The sequence below is a fragment of the Polyangium jinanense genome (assembly GCF_028435265.1).
GTDB lineage: Bacteria > Myxococcota_A > Polyangia > Polyangiales > Polyangiaceae > Polyangium > Polyangium jinanense.
Genome location: NZ_JAGTJK010000084.1, coordinates 14,275 through 30,344, shown reverse-complemented (window position 1 = coordinate 30,344; position 16,070 = coordinate 14,275). Strand labels below are relative to the sequence as shown.

Sequence of the window (16,070 nt, the reverse complement as noted above, 5' to 3'; positions counted from 1 at the left end):
GGTTACCTACGTGTTACTCACCCGTGCGCCGCTTTACCGGGGCCGAAGCCCTTTCTCGCACGACTTGCATGTGTTAGGCGCGCCGCTAACGTTCGTTCTGAGCCAGGATCAAACTCTCCAGTTAAACTTGCTGGAGGTCACCTCGGTCCGACTAAAGACCGGGTGACGACTCATGCCTTATTGGCATGACGTGTTGCCTCGACCGTGCTTGCGCACGGCCTGAGGCGAGGGCCACGTCACCACACGTTATTGCGTGTTGCGTACAATCCAGTTTTCAAGGACCGAGCCGAAGGCTTTCGGCAGATACTCCTGCCATTCCTTCGTTCTGTCGTCTCGCCGTCCGTCCGGGCCGCTTTCGCGGCGCCGTTCCTTGCGGCGAGGTCGGTTGTTTTAGAGCGTCTCGTTCGCCCTGTCAACCTTTTTTTGCTTCCGCTCCGCTGGATCTTCCATCCAGCTTTGCTTCGGCAACCCCTCTCGCTTTGGTCTCGCTCGCCTTTCGGCTCGCGTTTCCCTCGCGATCCAACGCCTTCAGGGTTTGCCCTTCAGCGCGTCGGGGAGGCGGACTTTACTCACTCCGTTCCGCCTGTCAAGCACCCCGTTTCTTTTTTTCGTCCCGCCGCTCTCTCTACTGAGGAAGCTGCTGGGACGCTTGGCCCGGGGGGCCTGCCCCGTCTTGCCCTGGATCCGTCGTCCCGGGCGCGTCGGGGAGGCGGAACATACTCCCCCCCTCGGGCCTGTCAAGGAAATCGTCCGGAGGCCTTTCGATCTCTGCTGCTCGGTTGCCCGGCACACCCCCGAGAGCCAGGATCTCGGCCTCTCGCTCACCTCGATCGCTTCCGCGAAAGCCGCATGAAAACCGCATCCAAAGCCCTCGGAATTCTGCTCCTCGTCGCCTTTGTCTTCGGCCTGGGTTTCTTCGTCGGGCGCTCGCGCCAGAGCCCGCCCCCTCCTCATGAGCTCGCGCCGCCCGCCGAGCCCGCGCCTCCACAACTGCCCATCCCCGAGGAGCTCACCAGCGACGAGCGCCGCGACATCGATGTCTTCCGCCGCGCTTCCTCGTCCGTCGTGTTCATCACGAGCATCGCGGTCCAGCGCAACCTCTTCTCCTTCGACGTCATGCAAATCCCGCAGGGCACCGGCTCGGGCTTCCTGTGGGACGACGCCGGGCACGTCGTCACAAACTTCCACGTGATCCAGCAGGGCGACCGCTTCGCCGTGACGCTCGCCGATCAGTCGGAGTGGGACGCGAAGGTCGTCGGCACGGCGCCCGAAAAAGACCTCGCCGTTCTCCAGATCGAAGCGCCCAAGCAGAAGCTCGTTCCCCTGCCCGTCGGCAAGTCACGCGATCTACTCGTCGGCCAGCGCGTCCTCGCCGTCGGCAACCCCTTCGGCCTCGATCACTCGCTCACCGTCGGCGTCGTCAGCGCGCTCGGCCGCGAGCTCACCTCGCCGATCGGTCGGAAGATCCGCGACGTCATCCAGACGGACGCAGCCATCAACCCCGGCAACTCCGGCGGCCCGCTGCTCGACTCGAGCGGCCGCCTCATCGGCGTGAACACCGCGATCTACAGCCCGAGCGGCGCATCGTCGGGCATCGGCTTCGCGATCCCGGTCGACACGGTCGCCCGGCTCATCCCCCAGCTCATCGAGAAGGGTCGCGCTTCGGTCGCCGGGATCGGCGTGCAGGTGAGCCCGACCTTGGATCGCGCGGCGCGGCGTTCCGGGATCGAGGGCGTCGTCATCTATGACGTGGTCGAGGGCTCGCCCGCGGAGAAGGCCGGGCTCGAGGGCGTGCGCGTGACACGCGGCAAGCGCGTGGTGCTCGGCGACGTGATCGTGGCGATCGACGGCAAGCGCGTGCGAACGAACGAGGAGTTGCTCGACGCGTTCGATCACGTCGGGCCGGGTCGCCAGGTGAAGCTCTCCGTGGTTCGCGAAGGAAAGGAGCGGGACGTGTCCGTGGAGGTCGTCGCGATGTGACGGGTGATCAGGCCGAGGCGCGACGACGGCGGCCGAGGATCAAGAGGAGGCCGACCAGCGCGGATGCCAGAGGCCCCGCCGGATCGTTCGTGCCCCAACGGCATCCGCAGCCCCCGGTGTCTCCCGCATCTCCGCTCGCGCCTGCACCTGCGCCTGCGCTCCCGCCTCCGCCTCCGCTCCCGCTCCCGCTCGCGCTTCCGCCTCCGCTCCCGCCCGCGCCTCCGCTTCCGCCTCCGCAGACGACCGCCGGCTTGATGGTCTCGGCCGGCTTCCATCCGGGGTTCGTGCCTGCGCCCGCGTACGCGCCGCGGAACGCGAAGTCCTTGCGGGGGCTGCCGTTGAAGTCACACGCATGCTCGGGATCGTCGACGAGCTCGGTCGTATCGAGCGGGCTCGTCTCGGCCTTGCCGGGCAGCGGGTAGAAGTCCATGTCGCCGAGGGCAGTCGACGGCTTCTGCACGTAGCTTCCCGCGTTCGCCGCGACGTCGACGAGGTTCGACCCCGTGCCCGTGCTCGGTCCGGAGACGGCTTCGTCCGCGAACACGAGGTTCCCCGCGACGAGATCTCCGTCGGTCGCCTCGCTGCCGAAGACGACGGCGCGCTTCGCGGCGTAGAAAGTGTTGTCGTAGACGCGGGCGTAGAGGAGCGGGAAGCCCTCGTGCTGCGTGAGTTGGAGGGCCGTGTCGGCGACGTCGACGAAGAGGTTGTCGTGCACGGAGACGCGGCCGGTCGCCTGCACGAGCGACTCGCTCATGTTGTGCACGAAGACGTTCCCGTAGACCTCCGTGCGTGCGCCGGCGCCAGGTCCGCTCGGGGGCGGGCCGCCGACGAGCAGGTTCGGCCGCGGGCCGTCCGGGCTCGGCTGGTCATCCTTGAGGAAGACGTTGTGCCGGATGATCGTGCGCGGCGCGTCGACGTTCGGAAGCGCAGCGTGCACAGGCCAGGCATCCTGGTTCTTGATCTGCATGCCGTAGCCGATCGTGCGCTTGACGAGGTTGTACTCGATGATCGCGCCCACGAAGGGATCGGCGTGGCTCGAGTTGCCGAAGTACATGCCCGTGCCGGCGCCGTCGATGACGTTGCGGCGCACGATCCAGCCGTAGGTCGGGGTCTTCGTGGAGATGGCCACGGTCTGCTGCGAACCGTTCTGGCCGACGAAGGTGCAGCCCTCGATGCGCACGTGGTGCACGACGTTGTTCGTGCCGTTCTTGGCGCTGACGCCGAACACGGCGGCGATGCCCTTGCCGTCGACGGTGATGTTCTCGACGGCGATGTACGAGGAATTCACGAGCTCGACGGTGTTGCAGCAGGCGTTGCCTTCGAAAATCGCAGGCGCGCCGGAGGCCGGGCCGCGGACCGTGATCCACGCGGCCTCGGTGCCGTTCAGGTTCGTGATCGGCAGCCCCTGCGTGTACGTGCCCGAGGCGAGAACGAGCGTGTCGCCGGGCTTCAACGTGTCGAGGAGGTCGCGGTAGTTCGCCGGGTCCGCCTCGATGTCGGCTGCGTTCGCGGCGGCGGCGAAGAAGAAGATGGAGAGGAAAGCGAGTGAAGCGTGGAGCTTGCGCATGGCCGCGCATGGTAGCGAAGCCCCGCCGAGCGAAAGCTAACGCCGCTGTTCGATGCGTACCTTCACGTCGACCGTCTCACGCGCGGCGTCGAGCTCGACCGAGGGGTTCACATCGACGACGCTGCCGCGGGCTTCGTGGAAGGCGCGGATGCGCTCGATGTCCGCCGCGGCGATCGTGCGCGAGAAGATCGCGCCGGGCTTGAGGGTCCAGAAGTCGCGCTCGTAGGTCTTCACCGGGCCGATGAGATCTCCCTCGAAGGTGACCTTACGGATCCGAAAGATGGGGCCCTCGGTCACGCGGAGGACGATCTCCACGGCGGCGCCGCCCTCCGACTCGATGATCTCGGGCGCCGCGACGGTCGTCGTGATCCGGCCCTTGTCGTAGCCATCGGCCTGGATCACGAGCACGTCGCGCTCGAGCGTCGGGCGATCGAGCGGGTTTCCCACGGTCGTTCGCATCGCGGCGGAGAGCTCGCGCGCGCGATCGGACGAAGGTCCTTCGAAGCGCACGGCGCGTACGATCGCGCGGGGTCCGGGCGTGGCGCGGATGACGAGGGCCACGCCGCCATCGCGCGGCGTCATCTCGAAGTCGACCTTGGCGTGCGGGTAGCCGGCGTCCTGCAACTGGCGGGTCGCATCGGACGTCATCGTGTGGATGATCCCGGGATCGGCGACCTCGGGTCGTTCGAGGACCACGCCCGCAGGCAAGGCGCCCGAGGGATCCGCGCCCTGGATCTCGAAGCTGACAAGCGGAGGCCGCATCCGCACCGCGTAGACGAGCACCGTGCGGGGGCCCTCTTCGCGGTGGACGATGATGTCCTCGATCCGGCCATCCGCGTAGAGCGCGCGGACATCGTCGTCGACACGTTGCTCGTCCAAGGACCTGCCGATCCCGTGCTTCACGCGCGCGCAGAGCTCCGGAGGCACGCGAGCGCCCTGGATCTCGATGCGAGCGATCTGATCGGCGGGTACGCTCTCGCGCGTGTCTGCGCAAACGAGCACGGGATCCTGCGCGCGAGGAGGTTCGTTCTTCGGGCTCGCATCCTTGGCCGGCGTCGTCGCGCGCGCCCCCTGCCCCGCGCTCCCGCATGCCGACGTGCTCAGGGCGACGATCACCGCGAGGACCAGGCCGGCGCGCGTGCTCACAGCCGCACCTCGATGTGCACGTCGCGCTTGCTCTCCTCGATCATCGCGCGTGACGCCTCCTGCATCTGCGCGTCGTTCAGCTCCGCGAACCCCTTCTTCTTCCCCGCGAGGTACACGCGCAAGCACTTGAACGAGAGGATCTGCCTGTAGATCTCGTCCCGGTAGTCGGCCTCGGAGAGGCCGGTCGTACGGGCCTCGGCGAGCAAGGCTTCCCGCGAGAGCTTGTTCGTCTGCGCAATCGAGTCGATCGCGGTATCGATCTCGCTCGCCGTCACCGTAATCGAGGCCATCCGCGCGCGCCGCGCGATCAGCCGCTCCTCGACGATGCGATCCACGAGATCGCGATACATGCGGACCTCGGCCACGGTCCGAGCCGCCTCGTCGAGCGAGGCGAGCGTGCGGAGGAACGGCTCGGCCCGGCGGCGTACCTCGACGAGCGTGATCACCTCGCGATCCACGACGGCGACGATCCGATCGACCACGACACGACGAACGGGCTCGGCTCGGACGGGCGTGGACGCCGCGAGCATCACGCCGAACGCGAAGAGGAACGCCGTGGTGATCCGGAAGGGCGACATCACCTGTCATGCTACGCTCCGCGCAGGCACGATGACCACGTTTGCACGCATCGATCGAGGCGAGGGGCGCGCGGCTTTCGCGCGCCTCGACGGGGATAGGCTCCGCTTGCTCACGGGCGCGCCCTGGGAGCGACCTTCCGAGACCGGGGAGGACGTGCCGTTCGCCGGCGCGCGCCTGCTCGCGCCTGTCACGCCCACCAAGATCGTGTGCGTGGGTCGGAACTACCGCGCGCACGCCGCCGAGCTCGGCAACGACGTCCCGGCCGAGCCCCTCCTCTTCTTCAAGCCGCCCTCGTCGATCGTCGCCGCGGGCGATGGGATCGAGCTGCCCGAGGAGAGCAGTCGCGTCGATCACGAGGCCGAGCTCGGCGTGGTGATCGGCGCGCGTTGCCGTCGCGTCTCGGAGGAGCGCGCGCTCGACTTCGTCTTCGGCTACACGTGCGTCGACGACGTCACGGCGCGTGATCTGCAGAAGAAGGACGGCCAATGGACGCGCGCGAAGGGGTTCGACACCTTCTGCCCCACGGGCCCGCTCCTCGTCACCGGGATCGATCCGAGCGCGCTCGCCGTGCGTTGCCGCGTGAACGGGGAGATCCGGCAGGACGGGAATACGCGCGACATGATCTTCTCGATCGCGCAGCTCATCGCGTACATCAGCGGCGTCATGACGCTCGAACCCGGGGACCTGATCGCGACCGGGACGCCGCATGGCGTGGGTCCCATCGCCGCGGGCGACGTCGTCGAGGTCGAGGTCGACGGCGTGGGGACCTTGCGCAACCCGGTCCGCGCGTGCGGCTAGGTCGCCGCTCTCTTGGCCACGCCGGGGAGGCGTGGACACAATGAGCGCGCGATCGTGACGTCCCTCGATCCTCCCCGCCCCGACTCCGTGCCGCCGCTCGCCTCGACGCTCGTCGAGGTGCCGAAGGCGACGCGCCCCGGACGGCGCGCCCTGGCCGAGACAGCGCTCGTGATCCTCGCGGTCGGGACCGCCGCGACGCTCGTCCTCTCGGTCACCCTTCCTCCGCAGCGGCGCCTCGAAGCGCGACGGCTCGCATCGCTCGTCCCCGAGCCTCCGCCGCCCCGCGCGCTCGCCCCGGACGATCTCGACCAGGAGCCCGAAACGCTCGACGCGCAGCGCGCGCGCCTGCTCGATCAGATGCGCGCCGGCCTTGGTTTGTCGCAAACGCAGATAGACGCGGTCCGCGCCGTCTTCGACGCCTCGCCCGTGCTCGGCCAGGGCAACCCTGCGATCTCGCGCCACCCGATGTCGCGCTCGGAGTGCCGGCGTGTCCGCCTCGAGGCCGGGGTCACGGAGGCGAACGTGCCCGCCTGCGGCGCTCCTTCCATGGTGCCGCTCTACGATCCTTCGTCCAGCCAAACCGAGGCCGACGCGCGGACCTGCATCGACCAGCTCGAATTCCCGAACCTGCCCTGCGAATACCCGGTCGTGCACGTGCGCGCGAGCGAGGCGGCTCTGCTCTGCCGCGCGATCGGCAAGCGCATCTGCGACACGCACGAATGGGAGGGCGCCTGCGCGGGCGCGGTCCGCGCGCCGGAAGCCGAGTACGAATGGGCGCGCCCGCGCGCCGAGGCGACCTGGTACCACAACTACAAACGCGAAAAGGTCTGGGCCTACGGCGCCGCGAAGAACCACGCCCTCTGCGGCACATCGAGCAGCCGCACCCCCGGTTGTCCGGGCGGCGGCTACGACCAGTGCGGCTCGAACACCTATCCCGCCGGCGCCTTCCCGGCTTGCCGGAGCCCGCTCGGCGTCTTCGACATGCACGGCAATGCCGCCGAGCACATGAACCTGCCCACGCTGCCCGCGGAGCTCGCCGCGAGCGGCGGGCTCGGCTTCACGGAAATGAAGGGGAGCTGGTTCGTCTTCTCGACGATCGAGGCCCACGAGGACGATTGCCGCTGGCGCGCACCGAGCTGGCACGAAACGCGCCTCGCGAGCGAGAACAGCCACGCGAATTACCACCTCGGTTTCCGCTGCTGCAAGGACATCTGAAAGCCGAAAACCAGCGAAATCGCGAATCTCCTGCATGACGGCAATACGCTCCGGTCCGCCTCGGCCTCCGGGAGCGTCGACGTGGCGCAGCGCCTGCCTCGCAGTACACTCGACGGCACAGGGAACGGGACCGTACCGAGGTGGAATCCTCGGCGCCGCCTGATCGGTTCAATTGTCGTCTCACCGGAAATTCGCCCTCGCAGCCGAGACGCCCGAGCACGCGCGGGCCGAGCACACGCATCTGCGTATCCTGGCGAAAGCGGCGAGTCGGCTGGTCCTTTGCGACGAGCCGTCGGAGGTGCTCGGGTCGCTCTTCGAGGAGCTGGCGAACGACCTCGGCGTCGAGCTTTACTTCAATTACATGGTCGGCGAAGTGCCGGGCACCCTCGTCCTCGAATCGGCCTCGGGGTTCTCGGCCGAGGACAAGCTCCGATACCGGCAGATCACGTTCGGCCAGTACATGTGCGGGACCGTCGCCGCGACCCGGAAACCCCTCATCGCCTTCGATCTCCAGCAATCGAACCTCTGCATCGGCACGGAATTGAAAAAGTCGGGCGTCCAGGCATATGCAGGATATCCACTGATGTCGCACGGCCGCTTGCTCGGCACCCTGGCGTTCGCCAGCACCAAGCGACCACGCCTCCACGCCGACGAGCTCCAGCTCATGCAGCTCCTCAGCGATCAAATTGCGGCGGTGCTCGAACGCAATCGCCTGGTCCATAGCCTGCAGGCGAGCGAACAGACGGCACAGCGCCACCTCACGCTCCTCCAAAACGTCTATTCCACCGCCCCGGTGGGCCTCTGCTTTCTCGACCGGGAGCTCCGGTACGTGCACGTCAACGAGACGCTCGCGCGCATCACCGGCCGGTCCGTCTCCGAGCATCTCGGCCGCACGCTCGGCGAGTTCATCCCCGAAGCCACGCCGTTCAAGGAGTTATGCCAGCGGGTCCTCGACACGGGGCAGGCGGTCACGAATTGCGAGCTCCGTCATGAGCGGCCCGAGGGGGATCGGCATTGGCTGGTCAGCGTCCACCCCGTGCACGGCGAGGCCTCCACGCTCCTCGGCATCAACGTGGTCGTGCAGGAGGTCACGGAAAGAAAGCGCGCCGAACAGGCTCTACGCGAGAGCGAGCAGGCGCTCCGAGAGGCCGACCGCCGCAAGGACGAGTTCCTCGTGATGCTCGCCCACGAATTGCGCAATCCCCTCGCCCCCATTCGTACGGCCATTCAGGTTCTCGACATCACGGGCGGCACCGCCCCGGACGTGGTCCGCACGCGCGAGATGATCCAGCGCCAGGTGACGCACATGGCCCGGATGATCGACGACCTGCTCGACGTGTCGCGTGTCGCCCGCGGCAAGATCGAGCTGCGCAAGGAGCCGTGCAACCTCGCGCGGATCGTCCGCCAGGTGGCCGACGATTATGGGCCTGCGTTCCGGGGCAATGGCATCGAGCTTCTGGTCTCGCTGCCGGACGAACCCGTCTGGACCCTCGGGGATCACACGCGCCTGGCGCAGGTCATCGGCAACCTCCTGCACAATGCGCTCAAATTCACGGACGCGGGCGGACAGGTGCTCGCTTGCCTCGTGACGGATCCAGCGACGAACAGCGCGACGATCGTGGTGCAGGATTCGGGGATCGGCATGGAGCCCTCGATGATCCCGCGCGTCTTCGAGACCTTCAGCCAGGCCGACAGCAGCCTCGATCGAAAGCGCGGCGGCCTCGGGCTCGGGCTCTCGCTCGTGCGGAGCCTGATCACGCTGCACGGCGGCTCCGTCGAAGCCCACAGCGAGGGTCCGGGATGCGGCTCGACCTTCCGCGTGCGGCTGCCGCTCTCGTCCGCGCCGACGCGTTCCATCGGACAACCGGAGCCCGCCCGGCCCGTCTCTCCTTCGCGGGAAGAGACTTTGCGGGTGCTCGTGGTCGAGGACAACCGCGACACCGCGGACATCCTCAAGGAATTGCTCGTCCTCCTCGGGTATCGCGCCGAGGTTGCATATACCGGGCCTTCGGGGCTCGACGTGGGGCGCAGGCTCGCGCCGGACGTGGTGCTCTGTGACCTCGGTTTGCCGGGAATGGACGGCTATGCGCTGGCGCGGGCGCTGCGGGCCGATCCGGCGACGGCGAGGGCCTATCTCATCGCGCAGACCGGGTACGGTCACGCGGAGGATCGCCGCCGGGCGCGGGAAGCGGGCTTCGATCTGCACATGACGAAGCCGATCGATCCGACCGAGCTCGAGCGTGTCTTGTCCTCGGTCGCGGCGCGCGCTTAAAACATCCGCAGGCCAATCGTGAGGCCGGGCCAGCCGAGAATGGGGTTCGCGTTCGTCGGGTTGAGCCCGGAACTGTCGTAAGGCGCGAGCAGGGCGTCTTCCACCGAACGCGCATTCACGACGGTATAACTCGGGCCCGCGAAGACGCCGAGCCGCGCGCCGATTTCCAGGGCGGCGACCGCGCGCACCTGCGCGAGGTACGCGGTGGGCGCGAGGCTCGGCGTTTCGTGGAGCGAATACCCGAGGAGGTCGAGGTCGACGGAAAACCGCTTCGAGATCTGCACGTGCCCGCCGAGGCCCAAGGTGAGCGCGAGGCGCCGCTCCGTGCCCACGAGGCGCGTGCCGATGCCGTAGATGTTGTGCATGTAATCGCCGCCGTGCTCGATGCCGGCCATCACGATGCCCGTCTCCTGCCCCCAGAGATCGATGTGCAGGCGGCCGCGGCGGATGATGTTGAGCAGGCCAAACGACAACGTGGAGCGGTCCGCGTAGTTGACGAGCCCGAGCTGCACGCCCTTCACGGGGCCCGCGGCCACATTGACGGCGCCCATCTGCACGCCCGATACGGCTCCCCCCGCGATGTTCAACGCGCCGATCTGCGCGCCGACCACGTCGCCCGCGATGCCGAGGGCGCCCATCTGCATGCCGAAGACCGGCCCCGCGGCGATATCGATGGCGCCGAGCTGTACGCCGCGGAGCGAGGATGCGAAATTGAATCCGCTTGCGGCTTGCACACCGCGCACGGGGCCGGCCACGATGTTCGCGACGGCGGTGAGCTGCACGCCGCAGGCGAATTCGCGCTCGATGTTCAATCCCAAGCCGACTTCGAGGCCATCGAGGCCCGTGGCATACCCGGCGAGGAAGTTCGCCGAGACGTTGTGCACGACGTTCGACCCCCGGCTCGTCGACATGCCGACCCGCGGAAGCACGTTGGCGCCGGCAAAGAACTGTGTGGCGTCATGACGCCAGCAAGGCGCGAGCTCTTCGAGCGAGGGCGTCCGTGTGGGCGTGGCGGGGGGCCCGGCTGCGGGCGCGGAAACCGGTGCAGGCGCAGCCTTTCGAGGCGCGTGGGGGTTTTCTGGCGGAGCCGCCTTTGCAGGTGGTTCCTGCGCCGGAGGCTCATTTGTTTCTGCAACGGGCGGAGGCTCGACGGGCGCGTCGCTCGGCGCCTCCCTCGGCGCTTCCGCTTCACTCGGAGCGGCTGCGGGGTTGTCCTCGGGCCGTTTGCCGAGCAACGCCGCGAGCTCGGCGGCCTCGTCGCGCGCCAGGTTTCCAGCGAGCAAGGCCAACGTCTCCGCCGTGCGATCGGGGTCGTCCGGAAGATCGATCGTGCGACCGACGCTCGCTCCCTCGCCGCCTGCGCGATACGTCAGCGTCACGCGCCGCCCGCCCTCGCCGCGCAGAACGAAGGAAGCCTTCCCCGCGGGCGCCGCGCCCGAAAGGACAACCGGCTTGCCAATCTCGCGACCGATCGCCGCGCGCACCGCTTCCGGATCCACGTCCCAGGGCAACCCCTCGACGACGAGGACGACGGCGCTGCCCGCCGGCTCCTCGGCGTGCGCCGCGCCGGCATACGTGGAAATGGCGAGCGGGCCCGCGGCGAGCAAGGAGACGCGGAGCGCGAGGAGAATGGCGCGCGAGGCCCTCGTGGCGGCGTCGTTTCGGTTCATCGCGGACTTCGTGCCCGGAGGCTGCCCATTCGTTCTTTCAGCGCGCACGATTCGAAAGGAATCACGGCGTGGGGCCGCGCATCGCGTCGAGCAGTGCTTTTGCCTCGGCCTTGCGATAACCACCGAACGAGCCCGAGGCGAAGAGCTCGAGCGTCCGCTCCGCCTCGGCCGTTCGTCCGAGCCGCACGAGGCAAAGCGCGCGGTTGTAATGCGCCTCGGGCGCGAAACGACCCCGCGGCGCCGCCCGCAAATAGGCGTCCCACGCGGCCAGCGCGGCGCCCGGATCCCGCGTGACGAAATGGGCCTGGTGGGCTGCGCGGTACAATGCGTCGTCCGTGTCGACCCGAGGCGCAGGCGCGGCGGCGGCAGGTGCTTCAGCAACGTCGGCAGCCTTCTCGCTCGACTTCGGAGGCTCTGCTGCGGCAATCTTTGGAGCCGAAACAATTTGAGCACCAACGGTATCGACGGACGCAACCTGGGGCTCGCTCGGCGGCGGAACCTCGGGCTCGGCCGCCTTCTCCGCGGGCACCTCCGCCGGGGCCGCTCCCTTCACGTTTTTCGCGACAGGCACCGCCGCCGGCGCATTCGGCATCGCCTCCGCGGGCGCCTCTTCTTCATCTCTTCCGAACCCGAGATCGTGCTTGAGCTCGTACCAGACGTCCGGCAATCGGTGTGTCGCCTCGGCCCACGCGACCGAGCCCACGAGCACGGCGGCGAGCGGGACCATCACGCGGATCGCCGCGAGCTTGCGCGCGCGACGCGCCTTCAGCGTGGCGAGCACGCGGGCGCGCGTCTCGGCTTCGCGGCCCTTCGATGCGTCGGCATCGTCGCGGAGCGCGCGGGTCGCGGCGCGGAGCACGTCGTCGTTCATCGGCTCTCCTCCTCTTCGAGCAGGGCCCTGAGCTTCTGCTTCGCGTGGAACACGCGCGTGCGCGCCGTGGCCTCGGGCACGCCCATGATCTCGGCGGCCTCGCGCGCGCTGCGATCCTCGACCTCGCAGAGCACGAACGCCACACGTTGCGGTACGGGAAGCTGATCGAGGGCGCGGTCGAGCGCGCGGGCCAGCGCGGCGCGGCTCACGTCCCGCTCCGGGTTCGGCGTGTCCGGCAAGGGCTCGCGGCCGAGCCTCTCGAGGACCGCGCGACGCCGCGCAGCCGAGCGCAGGTGATGGCGAGCGTGGTTCACGGCGATCGACACGAGGAACGTCTTGAGCGACGACTCGCCGCGGAACCGCTGCGCCGCGCTGGGCAGGCTGACGAACACGTCGTGGACGAGATCCTCGGCGGCCGCGTCGTCGCCGGTCAGGCGGCGGGCGAAGGCGCGCACGGTGGCGTAGTGCTCGTCGTACACCTCGGCGATCGCGGAGCTTTCACCGCGACGCAGCCGCTCCACGAGCTCTTCCTCGGCCCGGGCGGCGCTGGCCGTGGGGCGCGAGAAGAAGAGAGGCGCAAGCAGATCGAGGGCCCTCATCGCCCCCCTTCGTGCCCGGAAAGATGCGCTTCGTTCAAGGCCCAACGTCGATTTCGTGCCCCCGGGGCGAACCGGTCCGGGAGGACGTTCCGGGGGGTTCTTCATTTGGTGCTGTCTCGTACAAACGGAAAAAGGTTTGAACGAACGGCGGGGGATGGGGCACCGAGGGGCGAATCGACGGAAGGCGCGCGGGTGGCGAGCCTTCGTCGGGACAAACTTACCACCGTTCGAGGTGACGAATGATGACGCGTCGCGCGGCCCATGCTTGGGCTTTCGGGTTGTTTCTGTCCATGGTGACGGTGACGGGCGGGTGCTACATCGAGCACGGGAACGGCTCGTGGGACGATGACTGGTCCGACGGATCGGGCGAGTACGGGCCGGCCGGGATCTGCTTCGACATGTGTGATCACCTCGCCGGATGCGGGGCCATCGACGGGAGCGCGCACGTCGCGTGCATCGATGGCTGCAATGCCAAGCACGCGTCGACGCCGTATCTGGTGGAGACGGGCTGCCTCTGCGTGATCGAGGCGGGGTGCGTGGATCTCGGCGCCTACGATTGTCCGGGCGCACCGCTGCCCACCCCTTCCGGCAACGACGGGGCCGGCGGCTACGGCAGCGTCGGCGTCGGCGCCGGCGGGTACAGCACCGGCGGCAATGGCGCCGGCGGGTCCAGCACCGGCGGCAATGGCGCCGGCGGCGAAGGTGGCTGGGAGGCGGTCGAATGCGTGGCCGATTGTGATTGTCCGAGCGGCTCGTCCTGCATCGACGGCGCGTGCAAGGTCGCCTGCGCGGCGTCGTGCGAATGCCCGACGGGCCAGAGCTGCGTCGGCGGCTCTTGCGAGGCGCCGCCCGCGCCGCAGCTCCCCTGCCAGGTGGATTGCGATTGCCCGAGCGGCCAGGTGTGCAGCGCGGGTGTGTGCGCAGGCGATTGAGCTTACTTCTCTTCGCCCTCGTCGTCCCGGGGAATCCAGTCGGGCGGCCGGACAAACGCGGGGGGCCCCGGCGGGCCGAATCGGTACTCCGACGGCGCAGGCGCGTTGGCCGGCAGCGGCGGCGCGCCATACCCCGGGACCGGCGGCGGCGCGCCGCTCGATGGATCCCACGGAGGAGGGACCGAAGGCGGCTCCGGCCAAGATTCAGGAGGGGGCGGGCGGTTCTCCTCCGTGTATCCGAGAAACCAGTTACACGACACGCAATGAACGTCCTTGAGCGAATTCAAGGCCCGGCACATCGTACACGGTCGGGTCGCAGGGGACATGGTCGGAGCCTCCTTGCTTCAATCCGTCCCCGCGTCCTGACCGCCGCCCGCGCCTCCCGCGCCGCTCTCGCCTCCCGCGCCGCCCTCGCCTCCCTTCCCTCCCCCGCCCGATCCGTCAATCGGCGGACCGCCATAGGCCGCGGTCATCACGCAGCCCTCGGCCGCCGCCGCCGCGAGGGTCAGCCCGAGTAGAAGCGCCGCCGCGCTGCGGAGCGGCGTGCCGCCCTCGCCGCGCAGGCGAGCGCCGCAATGAGGGCACTCGCTCTCGGTCGATCGCGCATGACACCCACAGGCCGAGCAGAGGACGAGGCTGGGAGGCATGTCGTGATGGTCGCAACGACCCGGCAGCCTCGTCAAGCGCTCTCGCGCCCCGCGACACGAAAGCACGAAACGGTTAAGCTCGACGCCCATGGCCGAGCCTGCGATCCCCGAGACGACCCCCGCCCCCCGCGCGCGCAGGCCCGAGGACGGCGACGCGCCCATCCCGCTCTTCGCCGTCTGGGAGCTGACGATGAAATGCGATCAGCCCTGCCAGCATTGCGGGTCCCGCGCCGGCCACGCCCGGAATGCCGAGCTCTCCACGACCGAGGTCCTCGACGTCGCCGACAGCCTCGCTCGCCTCGGCTGCCGCGAGGTCGTGCTCATTGGCGGCGAGGCGTATCTGCGCGAGGACATCCACGCGGTCGTCGGGCGCCTCGCCGGGCATGGGCTGCGCGTCGTCATGCAGACGGGCGGCCGCGCGATGACAGTCGAGCGGGCGCGAAAGCTACGCGACGCCGGCCTCACGGTGCTCGGCGTCTCCGTCGACGGGACGGCCCCGATTCACGACGAGCTCCGCGGCAATCGAGGCAGCCACGCCGCCGCGATGCGCGCGCTCGACGCCGGCGCCGCCTCGGGGCTCCTTCTCACCGCGAATACGCAGATCAATCGGCTGAACATGGGCGTCCTGCGCGAGATCGCCGCAGAGATTCGCGCCCGGGGCGCGCTCGCGTGGCAGGTGCAGCTCACGGTGCCGATGGGACGCGCGGCGGATCGGCCCGAATGGATCGTCGAGCCGTGGCACGTGGTTCCGATCATCGACACGCTCGCGGCCATCCAGCGCGAGGCGGCGATCGAGGCCCAGGGCAAGGGATGGATCTTCGACGTCGTGGCGGGCAACAACCTCGGTTATTACGGCCCGCACGAGGCCCTGCTCCGCTCGCGACCGGGCGGCCAGGAGGCTTACTGGAGCGGCTGCCGTGCCGGAATTTCCGGCATCGGCATCGAATCCGACGGAACGGTAAAGGGCTGCCCTTCGCTGCCCACGGCGCCTTACGCGGGCGGCAACGTGCGCGCGCTCTCGCTCGACGCCATCTGGGAGCACGGGGAAGCCCTACGATTTGCCCGCGAGCGGACGGAGGACGAGCTCTGGGGATTCTGCCGGACCTGTTATTTCGCCCCGTATTGCCGCGCAGGCTGCTCGTGGACCACCCATTGCACGCTCGGTCGGCGCGGAAACAATCCCTTCTGTTATCACCGGGTGAAGGAGCTCGAAAAACGCGGCGTACGCGAGCGCATCGAGAAGCGGAAAGACGCGCCGCAAATGCCCTACGACTTCGGCCTCTTTGAGCTCGTCGAGGAGCCGCTCGGGGCGGAAACGGCGAGCCTGACGACCGGCGACGCGCCGCGGCGCAGGTTGCCGATCGCTTCCGATTGACAAGGACCGCCCGCTGCGTTGTCCTTTCACGAGGAGCCCTCGCCATGCCCTCGATGGTCCTCTGCCCGTCTTGCAAGCGGCACGTCTTCCCCCGCGAAACCTCGTGCCCCTTCTGCGGCCTCGCCATTTCCGCCGAGCCGGGCGCGCCTGCGCCCGCCCTCGCGCCGGAGCTCTCGCGCGCCCAGCGTTACCTCGTCGGCGCCGCGATCGCTGCGACCGTGGCCGTCGCGGGATGTAACAACCAGCCCGCGCGCGGCCCGAACGACGTCCAGACCGAAGAGGAGCTCGAAAGGGAGCGCCAGAAAGCAATCGACGAGAGCCGGGATCGCCACCCCGGCGGCGGCCCGTGCGTGAACAACGTCTGTCCGCCGTATGGCTGCGTCTTCCCGGACGAGGCCTGCGACATCCTGCGCGTTTGA

Annotated in this window: 15 protein-coding genes and 1 rRNA gene; 7 read left to right on the top strand and 9 right to left on the bottom strand. The window is 68.9% G+C overall.

The genetic code is table 11. The annotated features are described in order from the left end of the window. Positions 1-124 (bottom strand): 16S ribosomal RNA (locus tag KEG38_RS51470); the annotation flags it as partial. A 725-nt stretch (positions 125-849) separates the two neighbouring features. Between KEG38_RS51470 and KEG38_RS51465 the strand changes: the two genes are divergently transcribed. Beyond that, the gene (locus KEG38_RS51465) at positions 850-1,980 is read left to right on the top strand and encodes a S1C family serine protease (protein WP_272428286.1); all 1,131 of its coding nucleotides are present in this window, start codon (positions 850-852) and stop codon (positions 1,978-1,980) included. 7 nt (positions 1,981-1,987) lie between these two features. Here the strand turns inward: KEG38_RS51465 and KEG38_RS51460 are convergent, their stop codons facing one another. From KEG38_RS51460 to KEG38_RS51450, 3 genes are read right to left on the bottom strand one after another with little or no spacing between them, the layout of a single operon-like run. Further along, complete coding sequence (locus KEG38_RS51460; protein ID WP_272428285.1) at positions 1,988-3,547, bottom strand: polysaccharide lyase domain-containing protein; 1,560 nt, start codon at positions 3,545-3,547, stop codon at positions 1,988-1,990. 36 nt (positions 3,548-3,583) lie between these two features. Continuing rightward, positions 3,584-4,693 carry a POTRA domain-containing protein gene (locus KEG38_RS51455; RefSeq protein ID WP_272428284.1) on the bottom strand — a complete coding sequence of 370 codons (1,110 nt, stop codon included), beginning with the start codon at positions 4,691-4,693 and terminating at the stop codon, positions 3,584-3,586. Beyond that, positions 4,690-5,271: a SurA N-terminal domain-containing protein gene (locus tag KEG38_RS51450; protein WP_272428283.1), complete on the bottom strand. Its 582-nt coding sequence runs from the start codon at positions 5,269-5,271 to the stop codon at positions 4,690-4,692. The genes KEG38_RS51455 and KEG38_RS51450 overlap by 4 nt, the downstream gene beginning before the upstream one ends. On the opposite strand from KEG38_RS51450, the gene KEG38_RS51445 reads away from it, so the two are divergent. The 3 genes from KEG38_RS51445 (at position 5,249) to KEG38_RS51435 (ending at position 9,557) form a co-directional block, all read left to right on the top strand. Further along, entirely contained in the window at positions 5,249-6,070 is an 822-nt protein-coding gene (locus KEG38_RS51445; protein WP_308215674.1) for a fumarylacetoacetate hydrolase family protein, read from the top strand. The genes KEG38_RS51450 and KEG38_RS51445 overlap by 23 nt on opposite strands. Before the next feature lie 54 nt (positions 6,071-6,124). Then, complete coding sequence (locus tag KEG38_RS55930; protein WP_272428282.1) at positions 6,125-7,285, top strand: SUMF1/EgtB/PvdO family nonheme iron enzyme; 1,161 nt, start codon at positions 6,125-6,127, stop codon at positions 7,283-7,285. Positions 7,286-7,457: 172 nt separating this feature from the next. Further along, entirely contained in the window at positions 7,458-9,557 is a 2,100-nt protein-coding gene (locus KEG38_RS51435; RefSeq protein ID WP_272428281.1) for an ATP-binding protein, read from the top strand. Here the strand turns inward: KEG38_RS51435 and KEG38_RS51430 are convergent. The 3 genes from KEG38_RS51430 to KEG38_RS51420 all read right to left on the bottom strand — a co-directional run bounded on the left by KEG38_RS51430 (position 9,554) and on the right by KEG38_RS51420 (position 12,697). Beyond that, the gene (locus tag KEG38_RS51430) at positions 9,554-11,227 is read right to left on the bottom strand and encodes a hypothetical protein (protein ID WP_272428280.1); all 1,674 of its coding nucleotides are present in this window, start codon (positions 11,225-11,227) and stop codon (positions 9,554-9,556) included. The genes KEG38_RS51435 and KEG38_RS51430 overlap by 4 nt on opposite strands. Before the next feature lie 61 nt (positions 11,228-11,288). Then, entirely contained in the window at positions 11,289-12,098 is an 810-nt protein-coding gene (locus KEG38_RS51425) for a tetratricopeptide repeat protein (protein WP_272428279.1), read from the bottom strand. Beyond that, complete coding sequence (locus tag KEG38_RS51420; RefSeq protein ID WP_272428278.1) at positions 12,095-12,697, bottom strand: RNA polymerase sigma factor; 603 nt, start codon at positions 12,695-12,697, stop codon at positions 12,095-12,097. Before KEG38_RS51420 ends, KEG38_RS51425 begins: the two co-directional genes overlap by 4 nt. A gap of 239 nt (positions 12,698-12,936) precedes the next feature. Between KEG38_RS51420 and KEG38_RS51415 the strand changes: the two genes are divergently transcribed. Beyond that, positions 12,937-13,629, top strand: a complete 693-nt coding sequence (locus KEG38_RS51415) for a hypothetical protein (RefSeq protein ID WP_272428277.1) — start codon at positions 12,937-12,939, stop codon at positions 13,627-13,629. Between the two features lie 2 nt (positions 13,630-13,631). Here KEG38_RS51415 and KEG38_RS51410 read toward each other — a convergent pair whose 3' ends face one another. Together KEG38_RS51410 and KEG38_RS51405 are read right to left on the bottom strand one after the other, a co-directional pair. After that, positions 13,632-13,955, bottom strand: a complete 324-nt coding sequence (locus KEG38_RS51410; protein ID WP_272428276.1) for a hypothetical protein — start codon at positions 13,953-13,955, stop codon at positions 13,632-13,634. 18 nt (positions 13,956-13,973) lie between these two features. Further along, positions 13,974-14,276, bottom strand: a complete 303-nt coding sequence (locus KEG38_RS51405) for a hypothetical protein (RefSeq protein WP_272428275.1) — start codon at positions 14,274-14,276, stop codon at positions 13,974-13,976. An 88-nt stretch (positions 14,277-14,364) separates the two neighbouring features. Here KEG38_RS51405 and KEG38_RS51400 point away from each other — a divergent pair, with 88 nt between their 5' ends. Further along, positions 14,365-15,651 carry a radical SAM/SPASM domain-containing protein gene (locus tag KEG38_RS51400; protein WP_272428274.1) on the top strand — a complete coding sequence of 429 codons (1,287 nt, stop codon included), beginning with the start codon at positions 14,365-14,367 and terminating at the stop codon, positions 15,649-15,651. Positions 15,652-15,695: 44 nt separating this feature from the next. Beyond that, complete coding sequence (locus tag KEG38_RS51395; RefSeq protein WP_272428273.1) at positions 15,696-16,070, top strand: hypothetical protein; 375 nt, start codon at positions 15,696-15,698, stop codon at positions 16,068-16,070.

Coding starts and splice junctions, on each gene's coding strand:
- KEG38_RS51450 (WP_272428283.1), bottom strand. CDS start 5,271: ATGTCGCCCTTCCGGATCACCACGGCGTTCCTCTTCGCGTTCGGCGTG.
- KEG38_RS51430 (WP_272428280.1), bottom strand. CDS start 11,227: ATGAACCGAAACGACGCCGCCACGAGGGCCTCGCGCGCCATTCTCCTC.
- KEG38_RS51460 (WP_272428285.1), bottom strand. CDS start 3,547: ATGCGCAAGCTCCACGCTTCACTCGCTTTCCTCTCCATCTTCTTCTTC.
- KEG38_RS51415 (WP_272428277.1), top strand. CDS start 12,937: ATGATGACGCGTCGCGCGGCCCATGCTTGGGCTTTCGGGTTGTTTCTG.
- KEG38_RS51405 (WP_272428275.1), bottom strand. CDS start 14,276: ATGCCTCCCAGCCTCGTCCTCTGCTCGGCCTGTGGGTGTCATGCGCGA.
- KEG38_RS51465 (WP_272428286.1), top strand. CDS start 850: ATGAAAACCGCATCCAAAGCCCTCGGAATTCTGCTCCTCGTCGCCTTT.
- KEG38_RS51410 (WP_272428276.1), bottom strand. CDS start 13,955: ATGTCCCCTGCGACCCGACCGTGTACGATGTGCCGGGCCTTGAATTCG.
- KEG38_RS51425 (WP_272428279.1), bottom strand. CDS start 12,098: ATGAACGACGACGTGCTCCGCGCCGCGACCCGCGCGCTCCGCGACGAT.
- KEG38_RS51400 (WP_272428274.1), top strand. CDS start 14,365: ATGGCCGAGCCTGCGATCCCCGAGACGACCCCCGCCCCCCGCGCGCGC.
- KEG38_RS51395 (WP_272428273.1), top strand. CDS start 15,696: ATGCCCTCGATGGTCCTCTGCCCGTCTTGCAAGCGGCACGTCTTCCCC.
- KEG38_RS51420 (WP_272428278.1), bottom strand. CDS start 12,697: ATGAGGGCCCTCGATCTGCTTGCGCCTCTCTTCTTCTCGCGCCCCACG.